We start from the raw sequence: 22,983 nt of genomic DNA, 5'->3' as shown, positions 1-22,983 counted from the left end.
CATCCTGCGCCATAAATAATTAATTGGCGCCCCAGGTTTGGAGCTTTAATGAGCAGTCCTTTAGTCTGTATAAATAATTAGAAAAAGCCGCAAAACCGGTCATGCTGAGCGCAGCACGCAGCATAATCGTGTTTATTTTCAGCTCTTCGAACGGCAAAAACAGGTCAGCATTGTAGATATCCATTCAATAAAAATGGTATATTTAGTGCCATCAAATGAGCGACTTATAAGCCAGCAGTAGCATGTAAGCCTGGGGTTCAGGGCAGCGACTTTGCCTCGCCTTTTAGCCTTGAGCCACCATGAAACGGGTATGCGTATCCTGGGCTCTTGCCGGCGCAGTCGCAGCCGGCTTTTCCTGCCAAGAAAAAACTTCGGCGCCGTCGCAGGCCGCCATCACGGCGCTGAGCCTCAAACGGGGACAAGTCATCACCTGCGGCGCGGGCGACCAGAAATTGGGAGCCGTGCAGTTTCCCATCACCGGCACTGCGCAAGCCCAGGAGCGTTTCCAGCTGGGCCTGAAGCTGCTGCATTCCTTCGAATACGACGAAGCAGAGAAGGTATTCGCCAAAATTATTGACCAGCAGCCTACTTGCGCCATGGCTTATTGGGGCGTGGCCATGGCCAATTTTCATCCGCTCTGGACCCCTCCTTCCGAAGCCGAGTTGCAGAAGGGCACGCAAGCCATCACGCTCGCGCAAGGAATCAGCGAAAAGTCGGGACGGGAGGCCGATTACGTGGCCGCCATTGCCGCCTTTTACACCGATTGGGAGAAAACCGACCACCCCACCCGCTGCGCCCGGCTCGAAAAGGCCATGGAAACCCTGCACACCCGCTACCCCACCGACAGCGAGGCCACCATTTTCTACGCCCTGGCGCTGAACGCGGCCGCAAAACCCACCGACAAGCAGTTCACGAACCAGAAAAAGGCCGGGCAATTGTTGGCCGCGCTCTACCCCAACGAGCCCGACCACCCCGGCATCATTCACTACACCATTCACACCTACGACTACCCCGAGCTGGCGGCCCTGGCGCTGCCCGCCGCCCGGAAATACGCGGCGGTGGCACCGTCGTCGGCGCACGCCCTGCACATGCCGTCCCACATTTTCACCCGGCTGGGCCTGTGGGAGGAATGCGTAAATTCAAATTTGGCGTCCGTGGCTTCGGCGCAATGCTACGCGCAGGAGGCCGGCATAAAAGGCCATTGGGACGAGGAGCTGCACGGCATGGACTACTTGATGTATTCGTACCTGCAGCGCGGCGAAAACGACCTTGCCAAGAAACAACTGGCCTATCTGAAAACCATTAACGAAGTCACGCCGCAAAACTTCAAAGTGGCCTACGCTTTTGCTTCCATTCCGGCCCGCTATGCGTTGGAGAACAAGCTATGGCAAGAAGCCGCAACGCTGCAAGTGCACAAGAAAGATTTTCCATGGGCGGACTTCCAATGGCAAAAAGCCATTGTTCACTTCACCCGGTTGCTGGGCTTGGCCAACACCGGCAACGTGGCGGCTGCTAAAACAGAACTAGCGGAGCTTAAGAAAATCCACAGCAAACTGGTGGCCCAGAAAGATGCCTACAAAGCCAGCCAAGTGGAAATCCAAGCCAAAGCAGCCGAGGCCTGGGTACAATTAAAAGAGGGCAAAAACGACGCTGCGCTGACGCTGATGACAGCAGCGGCCGACCTGGAAGACAAGACCGAAAAACACCCGGTTACGCCATGTGAAGTGATTCCGGCGCGGGAGCTATTGGGCGATATGCTCCTGCAGTTAAATAAACCCCAGCAGGCGCTGCAAGCATACGAAGCCAATTTAAAGAAGCGCCCTAACCGACTCAATGGACTGTACGGTGCAGGACTAGCAGCCGAGAAAGCCGGCGACACCGAAAAGTCAGCTTACTACTACAAACAGCTGCTTCAGGTAACGAGCCAGGCAACGCCCAGTAGACCCGAATTGCTGGCAGCCCGGCAGTTCCTGACCACCCGCAACCGAGGCACTATTTGAGGCCGCATTTACGTCCAATGCGTTGCCTAAATGTGTCTGCAACAATATATAATAGTACAGGTAAGCTCGATTGAAATCATTGAAATAAAGTTTGTACCTCCACTCCGAGCACAGGTGTTGATAGCCATACAGGGACAACACTGTTCCCTATATTTGCAGAATTCCGCGATGCCCTTAACTCGTTTACTTGGTTGAAGGGATTTTTGAACTTAAACCAATTTAGCACCCTGCGAAATGAATCGTCTTCTTGAAAACATATTTATAACCAAGAGCTTTAAAAATAGCGCTGGTTTGACAGTCAACATTCATTCGGAGACGTCAAAAGAGCAATGCGAATTTTTGCAGCGCATCATACGGGAAAATAACTTTCACTCCTCTATAGAAATTGGCTTTGCATACGGCATGTCAACTTTGGCTATTGTAGAGCAAATTGAAAAAAACAACGGCACACATTTAGTAATTGACAAATTTCAACATTCAGGTTGGAGTGGCAATGGCCTCGACCTAATTGAACAAGCCGGCTATGCAGACAACTTGGAATTTGTAGAGGAGTTTTGCTATATTTCATTACCAAAAATCTTGGCAAGTGGGCGTAAGTTTGACTTTGCATATATTGATTCCACTAAGCAAATGGATTGGTTGCTTGTAAATTTTTTTTATCTTGATAAATTATTATCTAAAAATGGAATAATTGTGTTTGATGATGTAGATTTTCCCGGCATCAGGAAGTTGCTACGATACATATCGCAATTCCCAAGCTACGAAGTATATGCACAATACCCAGAAAATCGAAATTCAACCACTGGCAATTATTCAAAATTGTTGACCGCCATGCCAAAGGCTAAAAAGTTTCTAAAAGAAGAAATCCTGATATCTGATTCTGAGTTAGGCATAGATGCTTCTTGTGTTGCACTTAAGAAGACAAACGACGATGCTAGAAACTGGGATTGGCATGTCAGTTTTTGAGTGACTGTTCGACTCAGCCAATAGTTCATTTTAAATCACAAAAGATAAACCACCAAAGGCCCACTCTTTTACTAAGAAGTGGGCCTTCTATTTGCTCTAAATCATCCTTACTTTTTCCGCTTCATCACCGCCTCCACGGCGGCCACGATGGCGGCTTCGTTGAGCTTGTATTTCTCCATCAGCTGGTCGGGCGTGGCGCTTTCGCCGAAGCTGTCGTTCACGGCCACCATTTCCAGGGGCAGGGGCTCCTCGCGGGCCAGCAGTTGGGCGATGCTGTCGCCGAGGCCACCGTTCATCTGATGCTCTTCAGCGGTTACCACGCAGCCCGTTTTGCGGACCGAAGCCAAGATGGCTTCCGCATCGAGCGGCTTGATGGTGTGGATGTTGATGATTTCGGCGTTGATGCCTTTTTCTTCCAGCAGTTTGCCGGCCAGCACCGCTTTCCACACCAAGTGGCCGGTGGCGAAAATGCTCACGTCGGTGCCTTCGTTCAGCACCCAGGCCTTGCCGATTTCAAACTTCTGGTCGGCGAGCGTGAAGTTGGGCACCACGGGGCGGCCAAAGCGCAGGTACACCGGGCCGTGGTGGTCGGCGATGGCGATGGTGGCGGCTTTGGTCTGGTTGTAGTCGCAGGGGTTGATGACGGTCATGCCAGGCAGCATTTTCATCATGCCCAGGTCTTCCAGAATCTGGTGGGTGGCGCCGTCTTCGCCCAACGTGAGGCCGGCGTGCGAGGCGCAGATTTTCACGTTCTTATCGGAGTAGGCAATGCTCTGCCGAATCTGGTCGTACACACGGCCGGTGCTGAAGTTGGCGAAGGTGCCCGTGAACGGGATTTTGCCGCCAATGGTCATGCCCGCGGCCACGCACATCATGTTGGCCTCGGCGATGCCTACCTGAAAAAACCGGTCGGGGTTTTCCTTTTTGAAGGCGTCCATCTTGAGCGAGCCGGTGAGGTCGGCGCAAAGCGCTACCACGTTGGGGTTGGTTTTGCCCAGCTCGGCCAGGCCAGCGCCAAAGCCGCTGCGGGTGTCTTTGGATTCGGTGTAGGGAAAGTCTTTCATGGTGTGTAAGGGGTGTTAAGGCGGTCAAAACTCTCCTCCTTACCAAGGAGGGGACGTTGCCGCAAAGCGGCAACTGGGGTGGTTGTGGGCGTTGAACGGCTAACGTTAACGCGCACTAAAACTACTTTCAATCGAATGCAACACGCTATCTAAATCCGACCAAATTAATCTGTTCTCAAACCTGATTACGCGAATACCAGCCGCGTTCAGGTATTCAGTGCGCGCCGCGTCGTGCAAATTACCCGAGGCCGTGAAATGGCCCGCGCCGTCTAATTCAACCGCAAGCTTTTCCTGCGGGCAATAGAAGTCCAGAATGTACGCCAATGCTGTGCTGGCGGCGGAATTTGCGACCGGCTAGCTGGGCGCTTTTTAAGCGGTTCCATAGCACAGCTTCGGCGGAGGTCAGGTGTGTCTGAGCGTGCGGCATTCGTCTTTTTTGTGAGCAAGGTTGTTGAGGATGGTCATGGACTTGTCTTATTACGATTCGTTCAACGCCTACAACCACCCCAATTTTTGCTTTGCAAAAATGTCCCCTCCTTGGTAAGGAGGGGAATTGGTCGTTCTACTTTACTTTCCAAAAATGGCTACCGATGTGGTCTGGCCACTTCGAATGCTGAAATTGCGCACATCGGTGAATTTACTCCCAGTGCTGGTTTTGGTGCGAAAAACCAGGCGGTAGGCGCCGGGCTGCATGGGCAGGTTCAATTTGCTGCTGCCGCCTTCGGGCAAGGTGTATATCCAGGTTTGCGACTCGTCGTTATTGAGTTGGTAGATGCTGCCGTAGCCTTTCAAATCGGTGGTGATGTTGAGCGTGCCGGGCGCGGCATACGTGACGGCCAGTTCCTGCCCCTGTTTCACGCTGACGCGGCGCGTGATGCGCGGGAGCGTGAGCACTTCCACTTCGTAGTTGCCGGCCAGCAGCTTTTGCTTGGTGCCGAAGGGAAAGCTGGCCACGGTGTTGCGCTGCGGGTCGCGCACCACCGCTTGCATCGTGCCGTAGGGGTTAGGCGTGAGCTGCGGGCTTTGCAGCCAGAGCGTGCCTTGCGGCGTTTTGTAGGTGAGCACGTTGGCCTTGCCGGGCTTGATGACCAGGTTCTGCTGGCGCACGGGCGGCACCGTGTTTATCACCAGGTCGTAGCTCTGCAGGGCGTCGATGTCGAGCACGTCGGCCTTGCCTTGGGCGTCGCGGTAGTGCACGTAGTTGTACTCGGGCTGCTCGGTCACGTTGTTCACGAACGTCATGTTCACGTTCGTTTCCACCGGGCGGCTGTCGGCATCGGTCAGGTTTACGCTGACGGTGGTCTTGCTGAGCGTTTGGGCAATGACGTCGTTCATTACCGTGCGGAAGGTCTTCACCTCGGCGGCGTTGTAGTATTGCCCCAGGCACTCCAACTGCTTACCAAAATCCCGCTCGGCCCCAATCCCAATGACGAAGGGCTTCAGGAACACATGCTTCCGCTGCAGGGCAATGGAGGCCGCGCACGGGTCGCGGTTGCACGACTCCAAGCCGTCGGTAATCAGCAGCAGCACGTTGCGCGAAGACTTATCCGTGGGAAAGTCGTTGGCCGACTGTTCCAGCGAATAGGTAATGGGCGTGTTGCCTTGGGCTTTGAGCGTGGTCAGCTTGTCTTTGATGGCCTTGGCGTTGCGCGGGGCAAAGGGCACCTCCAGCTTCGAATCCTGGCAGTTTTTGTCGGCGTTGGGAAACTGGTGGCCGTACACGCGCAGCCCCAGTTCCAGGTTGGGATAGGCATTGAGCGAGTCGACCATTTTGCTGAGCATGCGCTTGGCTACGTTCCAACGGGGCTGGCCCTCCCAGGGCGCCATCATCGAGCCGGAGGCATCAAGCAGGAAGAGAATGCGGGTGACTTTCGGCTTTTCGGGCGCGGCGTTTTGGGCGAAAGCGTTTCGGCTGAACCCCAACAAGACTAGCAGTACCGCCCACGTCAACCTCACCCCTCGGCCCCCTCTCCCAAAAAGAAGGGGCACCGGTTCTGCCTCTAGCGAAAACGTCAGGCTCCCCCTCTCCGCGGGAGAGGGGGCCGGGGGGTGAGGTGCACGCCAGGCGCAACGCTGCATCGTCAGTGCGCCTTAGTAGTCGCCTTCCGTGCCCACCGTCAGCTGGCCCAACGCTTCAGCCAGTTGAGCATCGTTGGGCGCCACGCCGTGCCACTTGTGGCCTTCCATCATGAAGTCCACGCCAAAGCCCATTTTGGTGTCCATCAGGAACATGATGGGGCGGGCTTTGCCGGCAGCGGCCACGCAGTTTTCGAGGGTGGGCAACAGGGCATCGAAGTGGTTGCCGTCGCCTTCGAAAACGTGCCAGCCAAAGGCTTCGAACTTGGCGCGCAGGTCGCCGAGGCCGCCGATTTGGTCGGTCGAGCCGTCAATCTGCTGGCCGTTGCGGTCCACAATGGCAATCAGGTTGTCGATTTTGTGATGGGCGGCGTACATCGCGGCCTCCCAGTTCTGGCCTTCTTCCAGCTCGCCGTCGCCCATGAGCACGAACACGCGCTGACGGTCGCCGTTCAGCTTTTTGGCCTGGGCGGCGCCACAAGCCACGCTCAGGCCCTGGCCCAGCGAGCCCGAGGCAATGCGGATGCCCGGAAGGCCTTCGTGCGTGGTGGGGTGGCCCTGCAGGCGCGAGTTGAGCTTGCGGAAAGTAGCCAACTCGCTCACGGGGAAGTAGCCCGAGCGCGCTAAACACGAGTACATGGTGGCCGACGTGTGGCCGTTGGACAGGAAAAACAGGTCCTGGTCCTTGCCGTCCATGTCGAAGGGCTCGGGGTGGTGCTTCATCACCTTGAAGTAGAGCGCAACCAACAAATCGGTGATGCCGAGCGAGCCGCCGGGGTGGCCCGAATTAACGGCGTGCACCATGCGGACGATGTCGCGGCGCACCTGGGTGGCTATTTCCTTGAGCTCTTGAATGGATTTCTCGGGTTGTTCAACAGTTTTGGAGGTGGTCGTATCGGCCATAGCAGCTGGGGTTTCTGGTTGAGATTATATTCTGGACTGCACGATGCGGGCAGCCGGGCACTCCGGGCAAAAGTAAACCAATGGGGTTGGCGGGCACCTACCTATCGGATTTCGGCCTGACAATCAGCCAGAAAAATTATAGGAGCTGGGCGGCGTGCTCTTTGGTGTCCACTTTCTTAATAACCTTCTCAATCAGGCCGTTTTCATCAATAAGGAAGGTGGTGCGCACGGTGCCCATGTAAGTTTTGCCGTAGTTTTTTTTCTCCTGCCACACCCCGTAATCCTGCACAATTTTCTTCTCAGTGTCCACGAGCAGTGGAAAGGGCAGGTCGAATTTCATCGCAAACTTCTTGTGGGCGGTTTCGTCATCGGTGCTCACGCCAATGACCTGAATGTTGCTGGCCTTCAACTCTTCCTGGTGGTCGCGCAGGTTGCAGGCCTGGGCCGTGCAGCCGGGCGTGTCGTCCTTAGGATAGAAGTAGAGGGCCACTTTCTGGCCGCGCAGGGCGCTCAGCGAGACGGTGTTGCCGTCCTGGTCTTGGGCGGTGAAGTCAGGGGCGGGTTGGCCGGGTTCGAGGGACATTTTAAGAAGGGTATGAGGGTGTGGGGGTATGAAATGTAGCGCGGACTTTTAGTCCGCGAATGACACAACTCGCTCGCGGACTAAAAGTCCCTGCCGGGTACGACCGCGCTACAAGCTCAGCGGAATCACCCGCTCGTTGCCGGCTTGGTCGGTGAGGCGCAACTCGGCGGGGCCGCGCAGGCGGGGGCCCAGCGTGTCGGTGGCCACGGTGAAGAGGGTTGAATTCTTGTGCTCGAAGCGCAGCATCCGGAATTTGCCGCCCACAAACAGGCGGTAGCTTGCCAGCCCCGACAAGTCATCGCCCACCCGGAAGAGCAGCTGGCCACCCGGGCGCCCAACCAGACTGGCCTTGGGGGCCACGGTGTCGGTGAGAATGCGGTAGGAGGCAAACTGGCGAATGGCAGCCGTAATCTGGCCTTTGTCGTCCCACTTGCCGCCCACGTAGGCCTTGCCGCCTTTCAGCGTGGCGGCGTAGATGGCGGTGCGCTGCGGGTCGGCGGGCGGGGTGGCGGGCTTCAGGGTGAGCACGGCTGTTTTGTAGAGTATCTGAAGCGGCGAGCCCACCGTCCAGAAGCCGCTGCCCTTGGGCTCGGGCTTGTAGGAAGTGGCGAGGTAAAGGTTGTCGAACAGGGTTTGCGGGCCGAACGCCAGGTTGAGGTAGGGCGTGGCGTAGGTGGTCTCCTTGCCGGCTGGCACCAGCACCTGCCGGTCGAATTTCTTGGTGATGCTGCCGAAGCGCAACGAATCGGGCAGGCCGGCGCGCAGGTCGTAGAGGTACACGTTTTCGCTGTTCTGGGTATAGCTGGGCCGCACTTCCAGCACGCGGTTGCCGCGCATCAGCACTAGGTTGCCCGCCACCGTGTCGGTGCTGGGGTTGGTGGCCACGGCCTTGAGCAGGTTGCGCGTTACCTCGAAGCGCAGCGCGGGCTTTTTGACGGCCGCCGACCGGGTGTTGAAGTAACCGGGCTGCTCGCCGCGCAGCACCAGGCGCACCGGCGTCTGGTTGTTGTAGGAGTCGGCCAGCACCACGTCGATGGTGTACACTTTGCCGGCCTCCACGTTCAGGCGGCCTTTGCTGGGGCCGGTGGTGTACATCTGCAGGTCGTTGCCTTCGTCCACCCACAGCTTTTGCAGGGTGCGGCCCTGGGTGTGCTGGTAGAGGTAGTCGACGAAGTTGCCCACCTGCCGCGTGCCAGTTGGGAAGGGCACGGCGTCGATGACGTGCTGGTAAAACGGCTGGCCGTTCACCTTCACCGTCACCCGCTGGATGCCGTTTTTATTCCAGGCGTTGTCGAACCGGTCGAAGCCCTGCACCAGCAAGCCCACCGACCCGAAGGCGCTGATGGTATCGGGCCATACGGTGGCCACGCCCGGGCCCGGCTGCACCTTGGGCGCAAACACAACCTTGGCAAACACATTCCTCACCCGCGAATCGATGCCGAGCGGCTCCAGGGCGAAAGCCTGCAGCGTGGGCGCCGCGTGGTCCTGAATCTCCGGGAAGCCGCCCCATTGCAGCGGATTGTACTGCCGGTCCTGGGCGTCGCGCACCTCCCAGTGCAGGTGCGGGCCCGCCGAACCGCCCGTGTTGCCGCTCAGCGCCACCACTTCCCCGCGCTTCACCGGAAACCGGTCTTTCTCAAAGAATGCTTCCAGTTCGTAGCTCTGCTTGTCGTACTGGCGCTGGCGCAGCTCGGCCGCCACGGGCCCGCGGAAGTCGTTCAGGTGGCCGTACACCGTCGTCAGTCCATTGGGGTGCGTGATGTAGAGCACGTTGCCGTAGCCGAAAGACGACTGCTTGAGGCGCGAGATGTAGCCGTCGGCCGACGCGTACACGGGCTGGTTCACGCCGCCGCCGGTCTTGATGTCGAGCCCGCCGTGGAAGTGGTTGGGCCGAATTTCGCCCATGCTGCCGGCCAAAAAGCCCGGCTTGCCCGGCGCAATGGGAAACAAGAAATAGCCGGACGGCACCATCGGCCGGCCGCCGTTCAGCATCTCACTCATGGAGCGGCTGCGCTCCGAGGTATCGGCTTCCTGCCCTCCTACTTTTCCCGGCTGCCCAGCCAACACGACCAGTGCCAACCCGAGAATCAACTTCGCTTTATTTTTCAACATTCTAACAAACAACAAAACGTCATGCAGAGCGCAGCGAAGCATCTCGCGTGTGGCAGTAATTACTTGCTGCGGGCAAGATGCTTCGCTGCGCTCTGCATGACGTTTTAACTAAAAACAAATGGTAGTGCACCCCCTACCGCACGCTCAATTCGAGCAGCCTTTCTCCTTCCAAAAAGCCTACCAACTGGTCGCCCACTTTTACGGGGCCCACGCCGGCCGGGGTGCCCGTGAATATGAGGTCCCCCATTTTGAGGGAAATGTATTTCGAGACGAAGCTGATGATTTTGGCAAACGGGTGCAGCATCAAGCTGGAATTGCCGGTTTGCCGGGTTTCGCCGTTCACTTCGAGGTGGAAGTTGATGTTGGCCAAGTCGGCGATTTCTGCCACCAGCCTAAAGGTGGGCGAGATGGGCGCCGAGCCGTCGAAAGCCTTAGCCAACTCCCAGGGCAGTCCTTTCTTCTTCAGCTCGCTCTGCAAGTCGCGGGCCGTGAAGTCAATGCCCAACCCCACGGCATCGAAATAGGTGTGGGCAAACTGCTCGTCGATGTGGCGGCCGTTTTTACTCACGCGCAGCACCAGTTCCAGCTCGTGGTGAATGTCGTTGGAAAACTCGGGGATGAAGAAGGGCTGGCCGCGTTGGAGCAGCGCCGTTTCGGGCTTCAGAAAGATGACGGGGGCAGCGGGCACTTCGTTGTGCAGCTCGGCAATGTGGTCGGCGTAATTGCGACCAATGCAGATGATTTTCATAGGGGAATTCGGACGGAGCGGACTCAAAACTACGGCTCGGCGCGGGGTTGGGACAACCGCAAGAACGGTTTTTCCGGCTCGCCCCGGGCACCGGCTAAACATTTACCCAGCCCGGTGCCGTATAGGCGGCAATTGCGGGCCCACTTTGGCCTGAAACGTGCTAGCTGCCTTGGCCGCTACCTCACCCCCATCTTTTCTTTGAAGCCATGCTCAAGAAACTCACCCTTGTGGCAAGTTTGGCCTTACTGGCCGCTTGCTCCACGGTGCCCATCACGGGCCGCCGGCAACTCAGCCTCGTGAGCGACACCGAAATCAACACCCTGGCCGCGCAGCAATACCGCGAGGTAATTGCCAAGGGCCCACTCTCGACCAATTCCCAGTACGTGTCGATGACGCGCCGCGTGGGCCAACGCGTTCAGTCGGCTGTGGAGTCCTACTTCCGCCAGCAAAACGCCTCCGACCAGCTCGCCGGGTACCAGTGGGAATTCAACGTGATTCAGGACGACAAGCAGCAGAACGCCTGGTGCATGCCCGGCGGCAAAGTGGCCGTGTACACCGGCATCTTGCCCATCACGCAGGACGAAACCGGCCTGGCCGTGGTGATGGCGCACGAAATTGCGCACGCCGTGGCCAAGCACGGCTCCGAACGCATGAGCCAGGGCCTGCTGCAGCAGGCCGGGGGACAGGCCTTGTCGGCGGCGCTTTCCACCAACGCGCCGGGCACGCAGCAGCTGGCTTTGCAGGCGTTCGGTGTGGGCTCGCAGCTGGGCCTGCTGAAGTACGGCCGCAACCAAGAAAGCGAAGCCGACCACCTGGGCCTGATTTTCATGGCCATGGCCGGCTACAACCCCGACGGCGCTGTTGCGTTCTGGCAGCGCATGGACTCCAAGGGGGGCGCCTCGCCGCCGGAATTTCTGTCCACGCACCCGTCCAACGGCACCCGCATTGCCGACATCCAACGGGAGCTGCCGGAGGCCCGTAAGTACTACAAACCCCGCTAGTTCGTTGCAGCTAACAGTTGAGCGCGAAAACTTAACACGACGCCAAGCAACGTTTGCGCGCCACTTTCGCTCTAACGCCCGTAATACTCAACCTTAAACCATGAAATTTCTCCCTCGTTTGCTTGGATTGGGCTTGCTGAGCCTGTTGGTGGCGTTGCTGGCCATGGCCTGCGAAACCGTCAAGCCCACCACCAACGAGTTTGGCAGCCCCAACAAAGTCAAGGGAGAGGTAATTGCCGCGCCGGAGAGCCGCAAAATCGTGCACTTCACCGACACCAGCACCGAATACTCGACGCCCCGCAACTTGCTGGCCCGCGCCTTCATCAAGCAGTTCAACGACGGCACGGTCATCGACAAAGTGCAGGTGCGCAAGGCGCCCAGCGAAGACGGCGCGCCGGTTAGCTACTTCCTCATCGGCATGGGCCTGCGCAACGGCATGTTCCGGGCCATGGCCCTGCCCCTCACCGGCGGCGGCGACAACACCTACTTCCTGCGCCCCACCGCCGAGCGCTACACGCTTTCCGGCGTGGGCTGCAGCATTTGCTACTTCAATTTCGAGAACGGCCGCATCGTGGGCACCACCTGCGGCGGCAACACCGGCGGGGGCAACTGCGACCTAAAAGTGGAACCCAACAACGCACTTTTTTCCGCCGCCAACCGATGAGCACCCGCAACAAATGGCTGCTACGCGCCGCCCTTACCGCCCTGGCCCTCCTCATCACCACCGACACCAACCGGCCTCCCCGGCCTACCCCAAAAAAGCCCGCTGAATAGCGGGCTTTTTTTATAGCCTAGTGTTCAGGCATGAGATACTGCGAAGCCCCGAATTCGACTTGCTAGGTCTGCGATGTCCACCCGTTCGATGGGGTGTGGCGTGTTGGGCAGCACCTCGTAGCGCCCTTGAGGCAAATGCTGGGCTAAGACTTTGCTCGCATCACCGCGTTCGGAAGTCAGGTCGCCATCGCCCATCAGCACCTGCACAGGCACCTGCAGCGCTGCAAAGTCGACCGCAGTCAGTGGCGGGCTGGCGCCGGCCGCCGTCATCATGCTGGCGGTGGCGCGTACCACGGCGGCCCAGTCGGCTGGGGCGTGGCGCTGGCGCAGTACCTCCACAAAGGTGGGCACTTTGGCCAGCATCTTCTCCGGGTCGAGAAGCCGTATTTCGGCCGCGGCCGACTCTTGCGACCAGTCCAGCTTGGTGCCCAACGTGGTGATGCTGGCAAATTGCGCCGGCTCGTGGTGGGCCGCCAGCAGCGCCGCGTAGCCGCCCATGCTGTAGCCAAACACGTGGACCGGGGCTGTTTCGTGCGTTTTCAAAAACGTCAGAACTTCCTCCGCAAAATGCGGCAGCGTGAAAGTTGCCAGGTCCACCTCCCTCCCGCCGTGGCCGGCAAAGGCAAAGGTTTTCACGTTGAAATCAGCCGACAACAGCTCCGTCAGCGGCGCCAACGTGGCGGGGCTGCCCATGGCCCCGTGTAGCAGCAGTAGCGTCGGCCGTTGCATCAGCCCGTGATTTCGGTGGCCAGTTCCGTCAGGTTCAAGCCGTCGAAGGTACCCGAAGACATGAGCAGCAGGTTGGCATTGGCCCATTGCTGCGAACGCAGGAAGGCAGCAAGCTCACTGCTGTCGGTAATTACCTTGATGTCGGGCCGCTGAAACGCTTCGGCAACGGTAGCGGCGGCCAGCGGCGGCAAACGCTTGTGCTCCAGCACGTGCGGGTTGAAATATACCACGGCCACATCCGGCGCGTCGAAGCAGTGCGCGTACTGCGGCAAGAAGGCCGGGTTGAGGCTGCTGAACGTGTGCAGCTCCAGGCAGGCCACTAGGCGCCGCTGCGGAAACTGCTTCTTCAGGGCCGTGGCGGTGGCTTTCAACTTACTGGGTGCGTGGGCAAAGTCCTTGTACACCACCGAGGTGGCGCCTTCCTTCACCAGTTCCAGCCGCCGGGCGGCGCCGGGGAACGAGGCCACGGCCTTGAAGAAGTCCTTTCCCTTAATGCCCAGCTGCTTGCAGACTTCCTTGGCCGCAGAGATGTTGCGCAGGTTGTGCTCGCCAAATACCTGAATGGGCACTTCCTCGTCCTTTTTGGTGACGAGCAGGGTCTTGCCGTTGCGGATGACGTGCTCGTGAGGGCCGTAGCCGATGTAGGTCACGTCGGGGTTGGTGGGCACGCTCACCAGTTGCACTTGCTCGTCGTCGCGGTCGTAGATGAGCACGCCGGCCTTGGGCGTCATGTCGGCGAAAATGCGGAATTGCTCGCGGTAGTTTTCCTCGGTCGGAAACACGTTGATGTGGTCCCAGCTGATGCCCGAAATCACCCCGATGTGGTGCTGGTAGAGGTGAAACTTGGGCCGACGGTCCACGGGCGACGACAGGTACTCGTCGCCTTCAATGATGATGATGGGCGCGTCGCTCAGTTGCACCATCAAATCGAAGCCCGCCAGTTGGGCACCCACCGCGTAGTCGAACTCGCGGCCGTGGTAGCGCAGCACGTGCAGAATGCAGGCCGTGATGCTCGTTTTGCCGTGTGAGCCGCCAATAACGATGCGCTGCTTGTCGCGGCTGGCCTCGTAGATGTACTCGGGGAAGGAATAGATTTTCAGGCCCAGCTCCTGGGCACGCAGCAGTTCGGGGTTGTCGGGGCGGGCGTGCATGCCCACAATCACGGCGTCGAGGTCGGGGGTGATGCTGCTGGCGTCCCAGCCTTCCTGGGCCGGCAGCAGACCGGCAGCGGCCAGGCGGCCTTTGGCGGGCTCGAAGATTTCGTCGTCGGAACCCGTGACGTGGGCGCCACGCCGGTGCAGGGCCAGCGCCAGGTTGTGCATGATGCTGCCGCCCACCGCAATCAGGTGAATGCTTTCGCGCGGGGCCAGGGCCGCGGTGTCGTTCTCGTTTTTCGTGTCTGGTGCCAAAGGAATTGCTGCGCTGGTTCAAGCGGTTGGGATGCGGCGGGCGGCCCGGCCGATTTGCCAAGTTAGCCGCCCTTTCCCAACAATCTGAACAATAAAGGAAAGGGCCGCGAAAGTACACAATCCCGGCTGCCGGGACCGTTCTATAGCCAAAAGAATCGATTTTTCCGCTCTAATCTTTTCCCCGCCCCAGGAGTTAGCTTTGTGTACATCGTGTACCGCCGGGCTTGCAAAACAATGCCCGGTGCCTAGTTTCCGCTGCCCCAACACCCCTGACACCCCATGCAAGACCGGATGGACGACCGCCTGAAGCAATCCGCAGCCCGCGCCAAAGCTGCGCTGGCTAACCGCGGAACTTCTGGGGGCGTGCCTTACAACGCCAGTGCCGCCGGCAAGCTGCCGCCCCAGGCGCCCGAGCTCGAAATGGCGGTGCTCGGGGCGCTCATGCTGGAGAAAGATGCGCTCACGTCGGTCATCGACCTACTCAAGCCCGAGAGCTTCTACAAGGACGCGCACCAGCGCATCTACCGGGCCGTTATTCGGCTGTTCGACAAATCGGAGCCCATCGACCAGCTCACCGTGGTGCAGGAGCTGCGCGAAATGGGCGAGCTTGAAGCCTGCGGCGGCCCCTTCTACGTGGCCAACCTCACGCTGAAAGTGAACTCGGCGGCCAACGTGGAATACCACGCCCGCATCATCACCGAAACGGCCATCAAGCGCGAACTGATTCGCATTTCAAGCGAGATTCAGCGTGATGCTTTCGAGGACACCACCGACGTGTTCAAGCTGCTCGACGACACCGAGTCGGCCTTGTTCGAGGTGTCGGAGTCGAACATCCGCAAGAACTTCGACGACATGCGAAGCTTGATGGGCAAAGCCATCAAGGAGCTGGAAGAGAAGAAGAACCAGTCCGACGGTTTGACGGGGGTTCCCACCGGCTTTACAGCCCTGGACCGCGTTACCAGCGGCTGGCAACCATCTGACCTTGTGATTATTGCGGCTCGGCCAGGGATGGGCAAAACGGCGTTTGTGGTTTCGGCCATGCGCAACGCGGCCGTGGACTTCAAGAAAGCCGTGGCCATTTTCTCGCTGGAAATGTCCTCGTTGCAGCTGGTCAACCGTCTGATTTCGGCCGAAGCCGAGCTGGATTCCGAGAAAATCAAGAAAGGAAGCCTCGCCGACCACGAGTGGCAGCAGCTCAACCACAAAATCACGGCCCTCTCGGCCGCCCCGATTTACATCGACGACACGCCCGGCCTGAGCATCCGCGAGCTGCGCACCAAGTGCCGCCGCCTGCGCTCGCAGAAAGACGTGCAGATGATTATCGTCGACTACCTGCAGCTGATGAGCGGCAACACCGACGGCCGCGGCGGCAACCGCGAACAGGAAATTGCCAGCATCTCGCGGGCCCTCAAAGGCATTGCCAAGGAGCTGAACGTGCCCGTGCTGGCCCTGTCGCAGCTCTCGCGCTCGGTAGAAACCCGCGGCGGCGACAAGAAGCCGCAGCTGAGTGACCTTCGCGAATCGGGCTCCATCGAGCAGGACGCCGACATGGTAATCTTCCTCTACCGCCCCGAATACTACGGCCTCGACCAGGACGCCGAAGGCAACTCGACCCAAGGCGTGGGCGAAGTCATCATCGCCAAGCACCGGAACGGCTCGCTCGAAACCGTGCAGCTCAAGTTCATCGGCAAGTACACCAAGTTCGCCGACCTCGACGGCATGGGCGGCGGCTTCGACAGCAGCGGCTACCAGCCCATGGGCCTGCCTGCCAGCAACTTCGACAGCGAGCCGAGCCCGTTTGCGCCAAACACCATTCGCTTGGGCTCGAAAATCAACGAGTCGCCAGTGCCCTTCCCCAAGAGCAACTTCAACACGCACGAAGACCCGCCGTTCTAGTTGGGTTTTATAAACCCACCTACTTCGGGGAATTCCATCAGCCCAGCGCCTTCCGCTGCAGGCTTTGCGCTCAGCGTTTGGCCGGGCACGGATTCAGGCGCAATTGGGGAATTGCTGGCCACGCGCTTGAGGCAGAAGTACTGGAGGTTGTGCTTCCGGCCAGTGGAGGCAGTGAAGCCCCATATCACTGAGGGGTTACCGTTGAAAACGGTGTTGATGAGGTCGCTTTTGGCTTGGCAGACCACGCGCCCGTCAAGATGCACTAAGATGCTTTGGTCGGCGGGGTTCCAGCGGAAGTGGAAGCTGTGCAGGCGGTCATCTTCTAGGTTCGGGCTGGCTGCTTGCTCCGGCTGGGGGGCAGAATGTGTGCTCACCCCGTTCACCATCAAATTCACGTGGTCGTGGGCCGGGTCGTTGCGGGCGTAGTTTTGGTAAGTGTCGAATTCCACGGCCACCGAGGGCGCGATGCCGCCGTAGCCCATGCCTTCGCCGAAAATGCCGGTCGCGGCAAAACCACTCGGGTCGTTTTGCAGCAGGAAGGCGATGCCGTCGGCACCTAGTTCGTTCTTATCGCCGAAGTAGACATCGAAGTCAACCTCGAAAGGGTTGCGCAGGTCGATGCGGGAGGTGTTGTAGGCGATGCCTTCGCTGTAGGGCTCGTCGGGCGTGAGGCGAATGCATTCGCCCATGGGGGCCGCGTCGAGCAGGGTCACGAACTGGGCCCGGCCGGTGAGCGCCACGAGCATCAAAAACAGGATGGGTAGCGTCCTCGGCATGGCAATGCGGGCTTGTGGAACTAGGTCAGCAGATTGAAGATACAACCCTGGACGCCTACATCAACGGGCCAAAAAAGTGCGTCATGCAGCGCGCAGCGAAGCATCTTGCCCGTCACCACTATTTAGTTGCCCACGCGAGATACTTTGCTGCGCGTTGCATGACGATAAATCGGCTTTTTCAACGTCGCCTTGGAAATCAGCAATGCGGACGAGTGGCAACGCTTGTCTACAGCTGCGCTGGGAACCTACTGGCTACTCCAGCGCCGACGTCAGGCTGCAAACGCTTGCGAAGCGCAGCAATTCGGGGCTGGTTTTGAAACCGCGGCCCCCGAAGCCTTTGCCGTACAGCTCAATGTTGGCTTGCCGGCCGCTCCACTCGTCCTGGGCGCTTTCGGGGCTCGACGAGTCGCTGGCTTCGAGCACGGCTCCGCGGCGCACTTTTAGGGCGGCGCACATTTTATCGGCGGTTTTCACGGCGTCGGCCAGGGCCAGCACGTCGGCTTCGCGGCGCAGGCTGTCGGCGCGGGTGTGGCCGTAGTTCAGGTTTTTGATGCTGTTGATGCGGGTGGCCAGCAGCTCTTCGAGGTAGGGCGAGAGGCGCCGCAGGTCGGTGATGCGCACCGTAACGGACTGCGTGGAGTTGAACCCAACGAAGACCCTTTTTTCGCGCACGTAGGTGAATTCTTTGTCTGAGGAGGTGCTGCTCACCCGCACGTCGTTGGGCCCGGGGGCATAGCGCTTGGACAGGGCCAGCACCTGGTCGACCACGGTCTGGACTTCGGCCACGGCGTCCTTGAGTTTGGGGCGGGTAAACTCGGCATCCACCGTCAGCTCGGCAAAATCGGGGTACACCGTGACGCTGCCGTAGCCCACGGTACGCACTTGGCGCGGAGTAGCCGGAGCAGTGGCGGAGGGGGATTGGCAAGCACCAAGTGCAGCCAAAAGAACGAAAAAGCCGAAGCGGTAAGCAGTGGTCATGGCGTTGATTTTTATGCCGAAACGCTGCTCAGCCGCTTGTATTGTATAGTTTCTATATGATGAGCTCCCAGGCGTCGGGCGCTACCTTCGCGGCATGACGACTGCGGTGCTATTGCTGTGTTTTTTTGCGTTTCTGGCGGGGTTTATTGATGCCATTGTGGGGGGCGGGGGCCTGATTCAACTGCCGGCTATGCTGGTGCTGCTGCCGGGCGTGCCCGTGCCTACCGTGTTTGGCACCGGCAAAGTATCGAGTTTGTCGGGCACGCTGGCCGCCCTGCGCCGCTACCTGAACGGACCGGAGAAGCTGGACATCCGCTGGCGCACGGTGGCTCTCACGGCGCTGGTGGCAGGCGGCTTTGCGCTGCTGGGCTCGCGGGCCGTGAGTTTGCTGCACAAGGAGGCCGTGCGGCCGCTGGTGCTGGGCCTGCTGGTGGTCATGGCCATTTACACGGCGTGGCGCAAGGATTTTGGCAGCCTGCACGCGCCGCGCCTCAGCGGGACCCGGGAGGTGCTGGTGGGCATTGCGCTGGGCGCGTCGATTGGCTTTTACGACGGCTTTTTTGGGCCGGGCACGGGCAGCTTGTTGCTGTTTGCCTTCGTGGGGCTGTTTGGCTACGATTTCATCGCAGCCTCGGCCTCGGCGAAGCTGGTGAACGTGGCCACCAACCTGGCGAGCTTGTTTTATTTCGCCACTACCGGGCAGGTGCTCTACAAGGTGGCGCTGCCCATGGCAGCCTGCAACATTCTGGGCTCCACCCTAGGGGCGCGCATGGCGCAGCGGCACGGCACGGGCTTCGTACGGGTGCTGTTTTTGGGGGTGGTGGGCGCCTTCATCCTCAAGCTGGGCTGGGACACTTTTGCGTGAGCTCCCGTGTCGGTCGGGCCGGCCTAGGCAGCCGGACCGGTTACCGGGCGCCTGCGTCGTTCTGGCATCAACCGGTCGGGCCGCCTAGGGCGGCCGGACCGGCACGAGCACCCACTATCTTGCGTCTCTATACGGCTTGCAGGGTGCGCTGCTTCTTGCGGTTCTTACGAATTCGGTTTAGCCACAGGATGGTGCCCGTGATGGGGAAACTGGCGCCGAGCAGGCTGATTACCAAAGCGAGTATTTTGGTGGGCCAGCCGAAAATGGCGCCGGTGTGGATGGGCTTGAACAGGCCGCGAATCTTCTGGCCGAGGGGGCGCTGGGCATAGGTTTGGCCGCTGATTACCTGGCCGGAGTATTGGTCGAGGTACACTTCATCGGTGGCGTTTTCCGTCACGGCGCCGGGCCGCAGCACGGCTACTCGAATGCTACCCGTGGGTTCTTTGGGCAGCTGTAGGGAGTAGTTCTCGGCGTCGGGGGCTTGCTGGCGGGCCAGGGTCAGGGCCGCATCGGCGGCGAAAGTGGTGGCGCCCGCAGCCGGCGCGGCCGAAACCGGCGGCTCGGGGCGCTTCAGGGGCGAATTGGTGAGCTGGTTAATGCCTTTGGTTATCCATTCAAACGACATGCCCACGCCGGTGAGGGCGAACACGAGCAGGAACAGCGAAGCGTAAAAGCCCAACACGATGTGAAAATCGTGGTTGAGGCGCTTCCAGCCACTCCCCCACTTCACCTTCAGGCGCTGCGTCATGGCCTTGCGCGTGGCGGGCCACCACAGGATTAGGCCCGTGCCCAGGATAAAGAGGAAAATGGACGCGTTGATGCCCATGACAAGCTTGCCAATGGGGCCGGCCACCAGCCCGCGGTGCAGCTGCTCCACAGTGTGGAAGAACGTTTCACGGGGGTTGATTTCACCTAAAACCGCCGCTGTGTAGGGGTTTACGTAGAGGCGGGGGCCGCCGTCGCCTTTTCCCTTGCCTTTGCCGGGGCCACCTTCGCCGGGCTTGCCCGCACCGGGCCCACGGCCCTCGCCGCCCGGCCGGCCAGCGCCCTCCAGTTTGGCTTTGCCATTGCCCGAGCGCTCGCCTTTGGGGCCGCCGTCTTTGCCGCCCGGGCCGCCGGCACCGGCCAAGCTCACTTCCACGCTGCGGGCGGGGTCGGCGTAAACTTTCCAGCTGGTGATTTTGGCTTTGGGCTTGTAGGCGCGCACGGCGTCGGTGAGCTGCGCCAGCGACAGCCGCGGCGTGCTGGCGGGCACCACGAAATACCGCTCCGAATGCCAGGTCTGCTCAATCTCCTTCTCAAACACCAGGATGGTCCCGGTGAGGCACACGAAGACGATAATCAGCCCCGAAGCCAAGCCCAGGTACAAGTGAATGTTGCGGATGAAGACTTTCATAAAAACAGAGCAGGCGTGGCAGCAAATAACCCGTCGGAAGGCAAGGCGTCCGACGGGTTAAGAAGTAAATTTCGCAAGCAAGAATTCAATAAATCAGAATTACAGCTTGTAGCCCAGCGTGGCCGAGAACGAGCGGGGCGCGATGGGGTTCACGCTGTTGTCGTCGTGCAGGTTGTAGCTGAGTTCGTCGAGGAGGTTGGCCATTTTGAAGCGCACCGAGAACCGCTCGTAGGCGTAGCCCAGCGAGGCATCGAACAGCACGTAGTTAGGGATGCTGATGAGGCGGAAGGCATCATTCTCGACGGTGAGGCGGGTGTTACGGCCCGCCACTTTGTCGCCCACGTAATAGCCGGTTACACCCGCCGTGAGGCCTTTGAGCAAGCCGTTCTCACCGAAGGCACTGCCAAAGTTGTAGAACAAGCTCAGGTTGGCCGTATGCGCGGGGTTGTAGCGCAGGCGGCTGCCGTTTTCGTAGATGTTGCTCTTGGTGTATGTCGTGTGGTTGTAGCTGTAGCCCGTGATGAAGGACCAACCCAAGTACGAGCGGCTTTGCACGTCTAATTCGACGCCTTTGCTGGTAACCTCGCCGGCCAGCTCCTGCGCCGACGGCAAGTTCCTGTTATAGTTGGGCGCGTTGGGCTGAATGACCTGGGCTTGGTTGCTGTTCACAATCTGGTAAGCCGTGGCGTTCAACGAAAGCACGCCATCAAACAAGTCGTTCTTGATGCCCACTTCGTACTGGTCGATGATGGACGGCGGCAAGCCATTGCCCTGGTTGTCGGTCACGGTGTTGCCTTGGGGCGAGAACGAGTTCGAGTAGGAAGCGAACAGAGACGTGGTTTTGATGGGCTGGAACACCAGACCCAGGCGCGGCGAAAAGGCGCTGTCGTAGCGGCGGTTTTCCTTCACGGTGGCGGCGGTGGCGGCGGGCTGAGTTAGCGCGGGGTAGGTGTACACGTCGCTGGGGGTTTCCTGGTAGCTCCAGCGAAGGCCGGCCAGCACTTTCACGTACTCGCCCAAGCTGATGAGGTCTTGGACGTAGAAACCAGCGCGACGGGTGTTGCCCAGCGTGCGGGTGTTGTAGCGCAGGTCGTCGAAGCCGCTCACGGCGTTGGCCGGCGCGCGCAGCACCTTGCCCCGGTTCAGCACATTGATGGAGTCAAAGGGCTGGGCGATGTAAGACAGGGAGTTGGTGTTGTATTGGTCGGCATCGGCGCCTATCAGCAGGGTGTGGCCAATGCCGCCCGTGCGGAACGTGCCGGTCAGGTCCAGTTGGGCGAGGTAGTAATTCTCAGCGGTTTCGCTGCGGTTGAGGCTGCGCAGCATGTCGCCATACAGCGCTGGCTTGGGCGTGGGTGCCACGTAGCTGGGCGTGCCCACAATTCCCCGGGCCGGCCGGAAACCACTGTTGATGCCCACGGGGCGCGAGGCGCTGCGCTGCTCGTTGTCGTAGCGCTGAAACGCGCCCACGGCCCGTACCTGCCACACGTTGTTGAGGCGGCTGGTGAGTGTGGCGGTGGCGCTGGTTTGCTGGGTGGCGTTGATGGCGTTGTCAACGTTCAGGAACCGGCTGCGCGACTCCAGAATGTTGTAATCGATGGCTCCCACGCCAAAGTCTGGGGTGCGGTTGTCGCGCAGGTAGTCGCCTTCCACCAGCAGCTCAGTTTTGGGCGTGAGGCGGAAGAGCACCGAGGGGTTCACGTACACCCGGTTGGACTCTACTTCGTCGCGGTAGCTGTTGCTGCGGTCGTAGGTGCCGTTCAGGCGAAAAGCCACTTTGTCGCTGCTGCCCACGGCGCCGTACACGTCGAATTGGGGCTTGATGAATCCGAAGCTGCCCACGCGCAAGCCAACTGAGCCCCCGCGCTCAAACTGCGGCTTCTTGGTCACCAGGTTCAGCACGCCGCCCGCGGCCACGTTGCCGTAGAGGATGGCCGCGCTGCCTTTCAGCACTTCCATCCGCTCCAGGGAGCTTACTTCCGGCATCACGCCGTTGTTGAAACGCACGCCGTTTTTGAAGGTATTGCTGCTGCCGTAAGCAAAGCCGCGGCTGCCAAGCTCTTCTTGGGTGCCGCCGGTGGTGCTGGTCACGTACAGGCCCGCCACGTTGGACAGCACATCGCTCAGGCGCAGGGCCTGCTGCTGCTCCAGCACCTCTCGCTCCACGGTCACGGTGCTTTGCGGGTTGTCCAGCGGCGCAATGGGCATTTTGCCCACGCTGGTGAGGCGCTGGTTCATGCTTTTGCCGCCGGTCACGGTCACTTCGCTTAGCTGCTGCTCGCCGGAGGCCAGGGTTACGGGCTGGGCCGTTACCGTTTGGCGAGCGAGTACTTCCACGCTGATTTCCTGCGGTACGCAGCCCAGGCAGCTCACCGTGAGGACTTGCCAGCCAGCGGGGGCGCTGAGCTGGAAGCTGCCGTCGGCGGCGGTCGTGGTGCCGCGGGTGGTGCCCTTCACCATCACCGAAATCTGCTCGGCGGGTTTGCCGTTAGCCAGCATTACTACGCCGCTCACGGTGCCGTGCGCTCCGTTGTGCTTCTCATGCTGTCGGTGGGGACGCTCCGACTGGGCCGTGCTTGTAAGCGGTAACAGAGTGGCAACAAAGAGCAGAGGAAGTATGGGAAGACGCATGGGTTATTTAGAATCATTCAAAATATGGTGCAAAGGTGCAGTCTATTTAGAATTGTTCCAAATAGTATATTGAAAA

Annotated in this window: 19 protein-coding genes and 1 pseudogene; 6 read left to right on the top strand and 14 right to left on the bottom strand. The window is 59.7% G+C overall.

The genetic code is table 11. The features are described 5' to 3' along the window. Positions 1-19: 19 nt before the first annotated feature. The gene (locus VF629_RS23810; protein WP_331061013.1) at positions 20-184 is read right to left on the bottom strand and encodes a hypothetical protein; all 165 of its coding nucleotides are present in this window, start codon (positions 182-184) and stop codon (positions 20-22) included. Positions 185-299: 115 nt separating this feature from the next. Here VF629_RS23810 and VF629_RS23805 point away from each other — a divergent pair, with 115 nt between their 5' ends. Together VF629_RS23805 and VF629_RS23800 are read left to right on the top strand one after the other, a co-directional pair. Then, the gene (locus tag VF629_RS23805) at positions 300-2,000 is read left to right on the top strand and encodes a hypothetical protein (RefSeq protein ID WP_331061012.1); all 1,701 of its coding nucleotides are present in this window, start codon (positions 300-302) and stop codon (positions 1,998-2,000) included. Between the two features lie 234 nt (positions 2,001-2,234). Further along, positions 2,235-2,966 carry a class I SAM-dependent methyltransferase gene (locus tag VF629_RS23800; RefSeq protein WP_331061011.1) on the top strand — a complete coding sequence of 244 codons (732 nt, stop codon included), beginning with the start codon at positions 2,235-2,237 and terminating at the stop codon, positions 2,964-2,966. Positions 2,967-3,073: 107 nt separating this feature from the next. On the opposite strand, the gene VF629_RS23795 is transcribed toward VF629_RS23800, so the two are convergent. From VF629_RS23795 to VF629_RS23765, 7 genes and pseudogenes are all read right to left on the bottom strand, one after another. Further along, on the bottom strand, positions 3,074-4,030 hold the full coding sequence (locus tag VF629_RS23795) for a transketolase family protein (protein WP_331061010.1): 957 nt from the start codon (positions 4,028-4,030) through the stop codon (positions 3,074-3,076). A 105-nt stretch (positions 4,031-4,135) separates the two neighbouring features. After that, positions 4,136-4,457 (bottom strand): annotated as a pseudogene (locus tag VF629_RS23790) (endonuclease domain-containing protein). Positions 4,458-4,597: 140 nt separating this feature from the next. Beyond that, complete coding sequence (locus VF629_RS23785) at positions 4,598-5,956, bottom strand: vWA domain-containing protein (RefSeq protein WP_331061009.1); 1,359 nt, start codon at positions 5,954-5,956, stop codon at positions 4,598-4,600. Positions 5,957-6,121: 165 nt separating this feature from the next. Beyond that, positions 6,122-7,009, bottom strand: coding sequence for a transketolase (locus tag VF629_RS23780; RefSeq protein ID WP_331061008.1), 888 nt, complete (start codon positions 7,007-7,009; stop codon positions 6,122-6,124). A 136-nt stretch (positions 7,010-7,145) separates the two neighbouring features. Continuing rightward, positions 7,146-7,592: a thioredoxin-dependent thiol peroxidase gene (gene bcp / locus VF629_RS23775; RefSeq protein ID WP_331061007.1), complete on the bottom strand. Its 447-nt coding sequence runs from the start codon at positions 7,590-7,592 to the stop codon at positions 7,146-7,148. A 108-nt stretch (positions 7,593-7,700) separates the two neighbouring features. Continuing rightward, positions 7,701-9,704 (bottom strand): M23 family metallopeptidase, encoded by a 2,004-nt coding sequence (locus VF629_RS23770; protein WP_331061006.1) that lies wholly within the window; start codon positions 9,702-9,704, stop codon positions 7,701-7,703. 133 nt (positions 9,705-9,837) lie between these two features. Further along, entirely contained in the window at positions 9,838-10,452 is a 615-nt protein-coding gene (locus VF629_RS23765; protein WP_331061005.1) for a fumarylacetoacetate hydrolase family protein, read from the bottom strand. Positions 10,453-10,658: 206 nt separating this feature from the next. Between VF629_RS23765 and VF629_RS23760 the strand changes: the two genes are divergently transcribed. After that, positions 10,659-11,453 (top strand): M48 family metallopeptidase, encoded by a 795-nt coding sequence (locus tag VF629_RS23760; RefSeq protein ID WP_331061004.1) that lies wholly within the window; start codon positions 10,659-10,661, stop codon positions 11,451-11,453. A 100-nt stretch (positions 11,454-11,553) separates the two neighbouring features. Further along, the gene (locus VF629_RS23755; RefSeq protein WP_331061003.1) at positions 11,554-12,117 is read left to right on the top strand and encodes a hypothetical protein; all 564 of its coding nucleotides are present in this window, start codon (positions 11,554-11,556) and stop codon (positions 12,115-12,117) included. A gap of 134 nt (positions 12,118-12,251) precedes the next feature. Here VF629_RS23755 and VF629_RS23750 read toward each other — a convergent pair whose 3' ends face one another. After that, positions 12,252-12,956, bottom strand: a complete 705-nt coding sequence (locus VF629_RS23750; protein WP_331061002.1) for an alpha/beta fold hydrolase — start codon at positions 12,954-12,956, stop codon at positions 12,252-12,254. After that, positions 12,956-14,365 carry a UDP-N-acetylmuramate--L-alanine ligase gene (locus VF629_RS23745; protein WP_331061001.1) on the bottom strand — a complete coding sequence of 470 codons (1,410 nt, stop codon included), beginning with the start codon at positions 14,363-14,365 and terminating at the stop codon, positions 12,956-12,958. Before VF629_RS23745 ends, VF629_RS23750 begins: the two co-directional genes overlap by 1 nt. A gap of 279 nt (positions 14,366-14,644) precedes the next feature. On the opposite strand from VF629_RS23745, the gene dnaB reads away from it, so the two are divergent. After that, a complete protein-coding gene (gene dnaB / locus VF629_RS23740; protein WP_331061000.1) occupies positions 14,645-16,261 on the top strand; it encodes a replicative DNA helicase in 1,617 nt (538 codons plus the stop codon). On the opposite strand, the gene VF629_RS23735 is transcribed toward dnaB, so the two are convergent. Next, positions 16,258-17,037 carry an L-type lectin-domain containing protein gene (locus tag VF629_RS23735; protein WP_331060999.1) on the bottom strand — a complete coding sequence of 260 codons (780 nt, stop codon included), beginning with the start codon at positions 17,035-17,037 and terminating at the stop codon, positions 16,258-16,260. The two genes, dnaB and VF629_RS23735, sit on opposite strands and share 4 nt — an antisense overlap. Before the next feature lie 252 nt (positions 17,038-17,289). Continuing rightward, positions 17,290-18,015, bottom strand: a complete 726-nt coding sequence (locus VF629_RS23730; RefSeq protein ID WP_331060998.1) for an SIMPL domain-containing protein — start codon at positions 18,013-18,015, stop codon at positions 17,290-17,292. A gap of 94 nt (positions 18,016-18,109) precedes the next feature. Here VF629_RS23730 and VF629_RS23725 point away from each other — a divergent pair, with 94 nt between their 5' ends. Beyond that, the gene (locus VF629_RS23725; RefSeq protein WP_331060997.1) at positions 18,110-18,880 is read left to right on the top strand and encodes a sulfite exporter TauE/SafE family protein; all 771 of its coding nucleotides are present in this window, start codon (positions 18,110-18,112) and stop codon (positions 18,878-18,880) included. Positions 18,881-19,007: 127 nt separating this feature from the next. On the opposite strand, the gene VF629_RS23720 is transcribed toward VF629_RS23725, so the two are convergent. Both VF629_RS23720 and VF629_RS23715 read right to left on the bottom strand, forming a co-directional pair. Continuing rightward, complete coding sequence (locus VF629_RS23720; protein ID WP_331060996.1) at positions 19,008-20,276, bottom strand: PepSY-associated TM helix domain-containing protein; 1,269 nt, start codon at positions 20,274-20,276, stop codon at positions 19,008-19,010. 99 nt (positions 20,277-20,375) lie between these two features. Further along, complete coding sequence (locus VF629_RS23715) at positions 20,376-22,907, bottom strand: TonB-dependent receptor (protein WP_331060995.1); 2,532 nt, start codon at positions 22,905-22,907, stop codon at positions 20,376-20,378. Positions 22,908-22,983 lie beyond the last annotated feature (76 nt).

The sequence above is a fragment of the Hymenobacter sp. genome, from assembly GCF_036388155.1.
Taxonomy (GTDB): Bacteria; Bacteroidota; Bacteroidia; order Cytophagales; family Hymenobacteraceae; genus Hymenobacter.
Note: the sequence above shows the minus strand (reverse complement) of the source record. Positions and strands in the feature narration are given on the sequence as shown.

Bases quoted from the DNA above. Each gene is read 5' to 3' on its own strand.
- VF629_RS23730 (WP_331060998.1), bottom strand. From the start codon at position 18,015: ATGACCACTGCTTACCGCTTCGGCTTTTTCGTTCTTTTGGCTGCACTT.
- VF629_RS23810 (WP_331061013.1), bottom strand. From the start codon at position 184: ATGGATATCTACAATGCTGACCTGTTTTTGCCGTTCGAAGAGCTGAAA.
- VF629_RS23755 (WP_331061003.1), top strand. From the start codon at position 11,554: ATGAAATTTCTCCCTCGTTTGCTTGGATTGGGCTTGCTGAGCCTGTTG.
- VF629_RS23800 (WP_331061011.1), top strand. From the start codon at position 2,235: ATGAATCGTCTTCTTGAAAACATATTTATAACCAAGAGCTTTAAAAAT.
- bcp (WP_331061007.1), bottom strand. From the start codon at position 7,592: ATGTCCCTCGAACCCGGCCAACCCGCCCCTGACTTCACCGCCCAAGAC.
- VF629_RS23750 (WP_331061002.1), bottom strand. From the start codon at position 12,956: ATGCAACGGCCGACGCTACTGCTGCTACACGGGGCCATGGGCAGCCCC.
- VF629_RS23760 (WP_331061004.1), top strand. From the start codon at position 10,659: ATGCTCAAGAAACTCACCCTTGTGGCAAGTTTGGCCTTACTGGCCGCT.
- dnaB (WP_331061000.1), top strand. From the start codon at position 14,645: ATGCAAGACCGGATGGACGACCGCCTGAAGCAATCCGCAGCCCGCGCC.
- VF629_RS23765 (WP_331061005.1), bottom strand. From the start codon at position 10,452: ATGAAAATCATCTGCATTGGTCGCAATTACGCCGACCACATTGCCGAG.
- VF629_RS23735 (WP_331060999.1), bottom strand. From the start codon at position 17,037: ATGCCGAGGACGCTACCCATCCTGTTTTTGATGCTCGTGGCGCTCACC.
- VF629_RS23720 (WP_331060996.1), bottom strand. From the start codon at position 20,276: ATGAAAGTCTTCATCCGCAACATTCACTTGTACCTGGGCTTGGCTTCG.
- VF629_RS23780 (WP_331061008.1), bottom strand. From the start codon at position 7,009: ATGGCCGATACGACCACCTCCAAAACTGTTGAACAACCCGAGAAATCC.
- VF629_RS23770 (WP_331061006.1), bottom strand. From the start codon at position 9,704: ATGTTGAAAAATAAAGCGAAGTTGATTCTCGGGTTGGCACTGGTCGTG.
- VF629_RS23795 (WP_331061010.1), bottom strand. From the start codon at position 4,030: ATGAAAGACTTTCCCTACACCGAATCCAAAGACACCCGCAGCGGCTTT.
- VF629_RS23715 (WP_331060995.1), bottom strand. From the start codon at position 22,907: ATGCGTCTTCCCATACTTCCTCTGCTCTTTGTTGCCACTCTGTTACCG.
- VF629_RS23725 (WP_331060997.1), top strand. From the start codon at position 18,110: ATGACGACTGCGGTGCTATTGCTGTGTTTTTTTGCGTTTCTGGCGGGG.
- VF629_RS23805 (WP_331061012.1), top strand. From the start codon at position 300: ATGAAACGGGTATGCGTATCCTGGGCTCTTGCCGGCGCAGTCGCAGCC.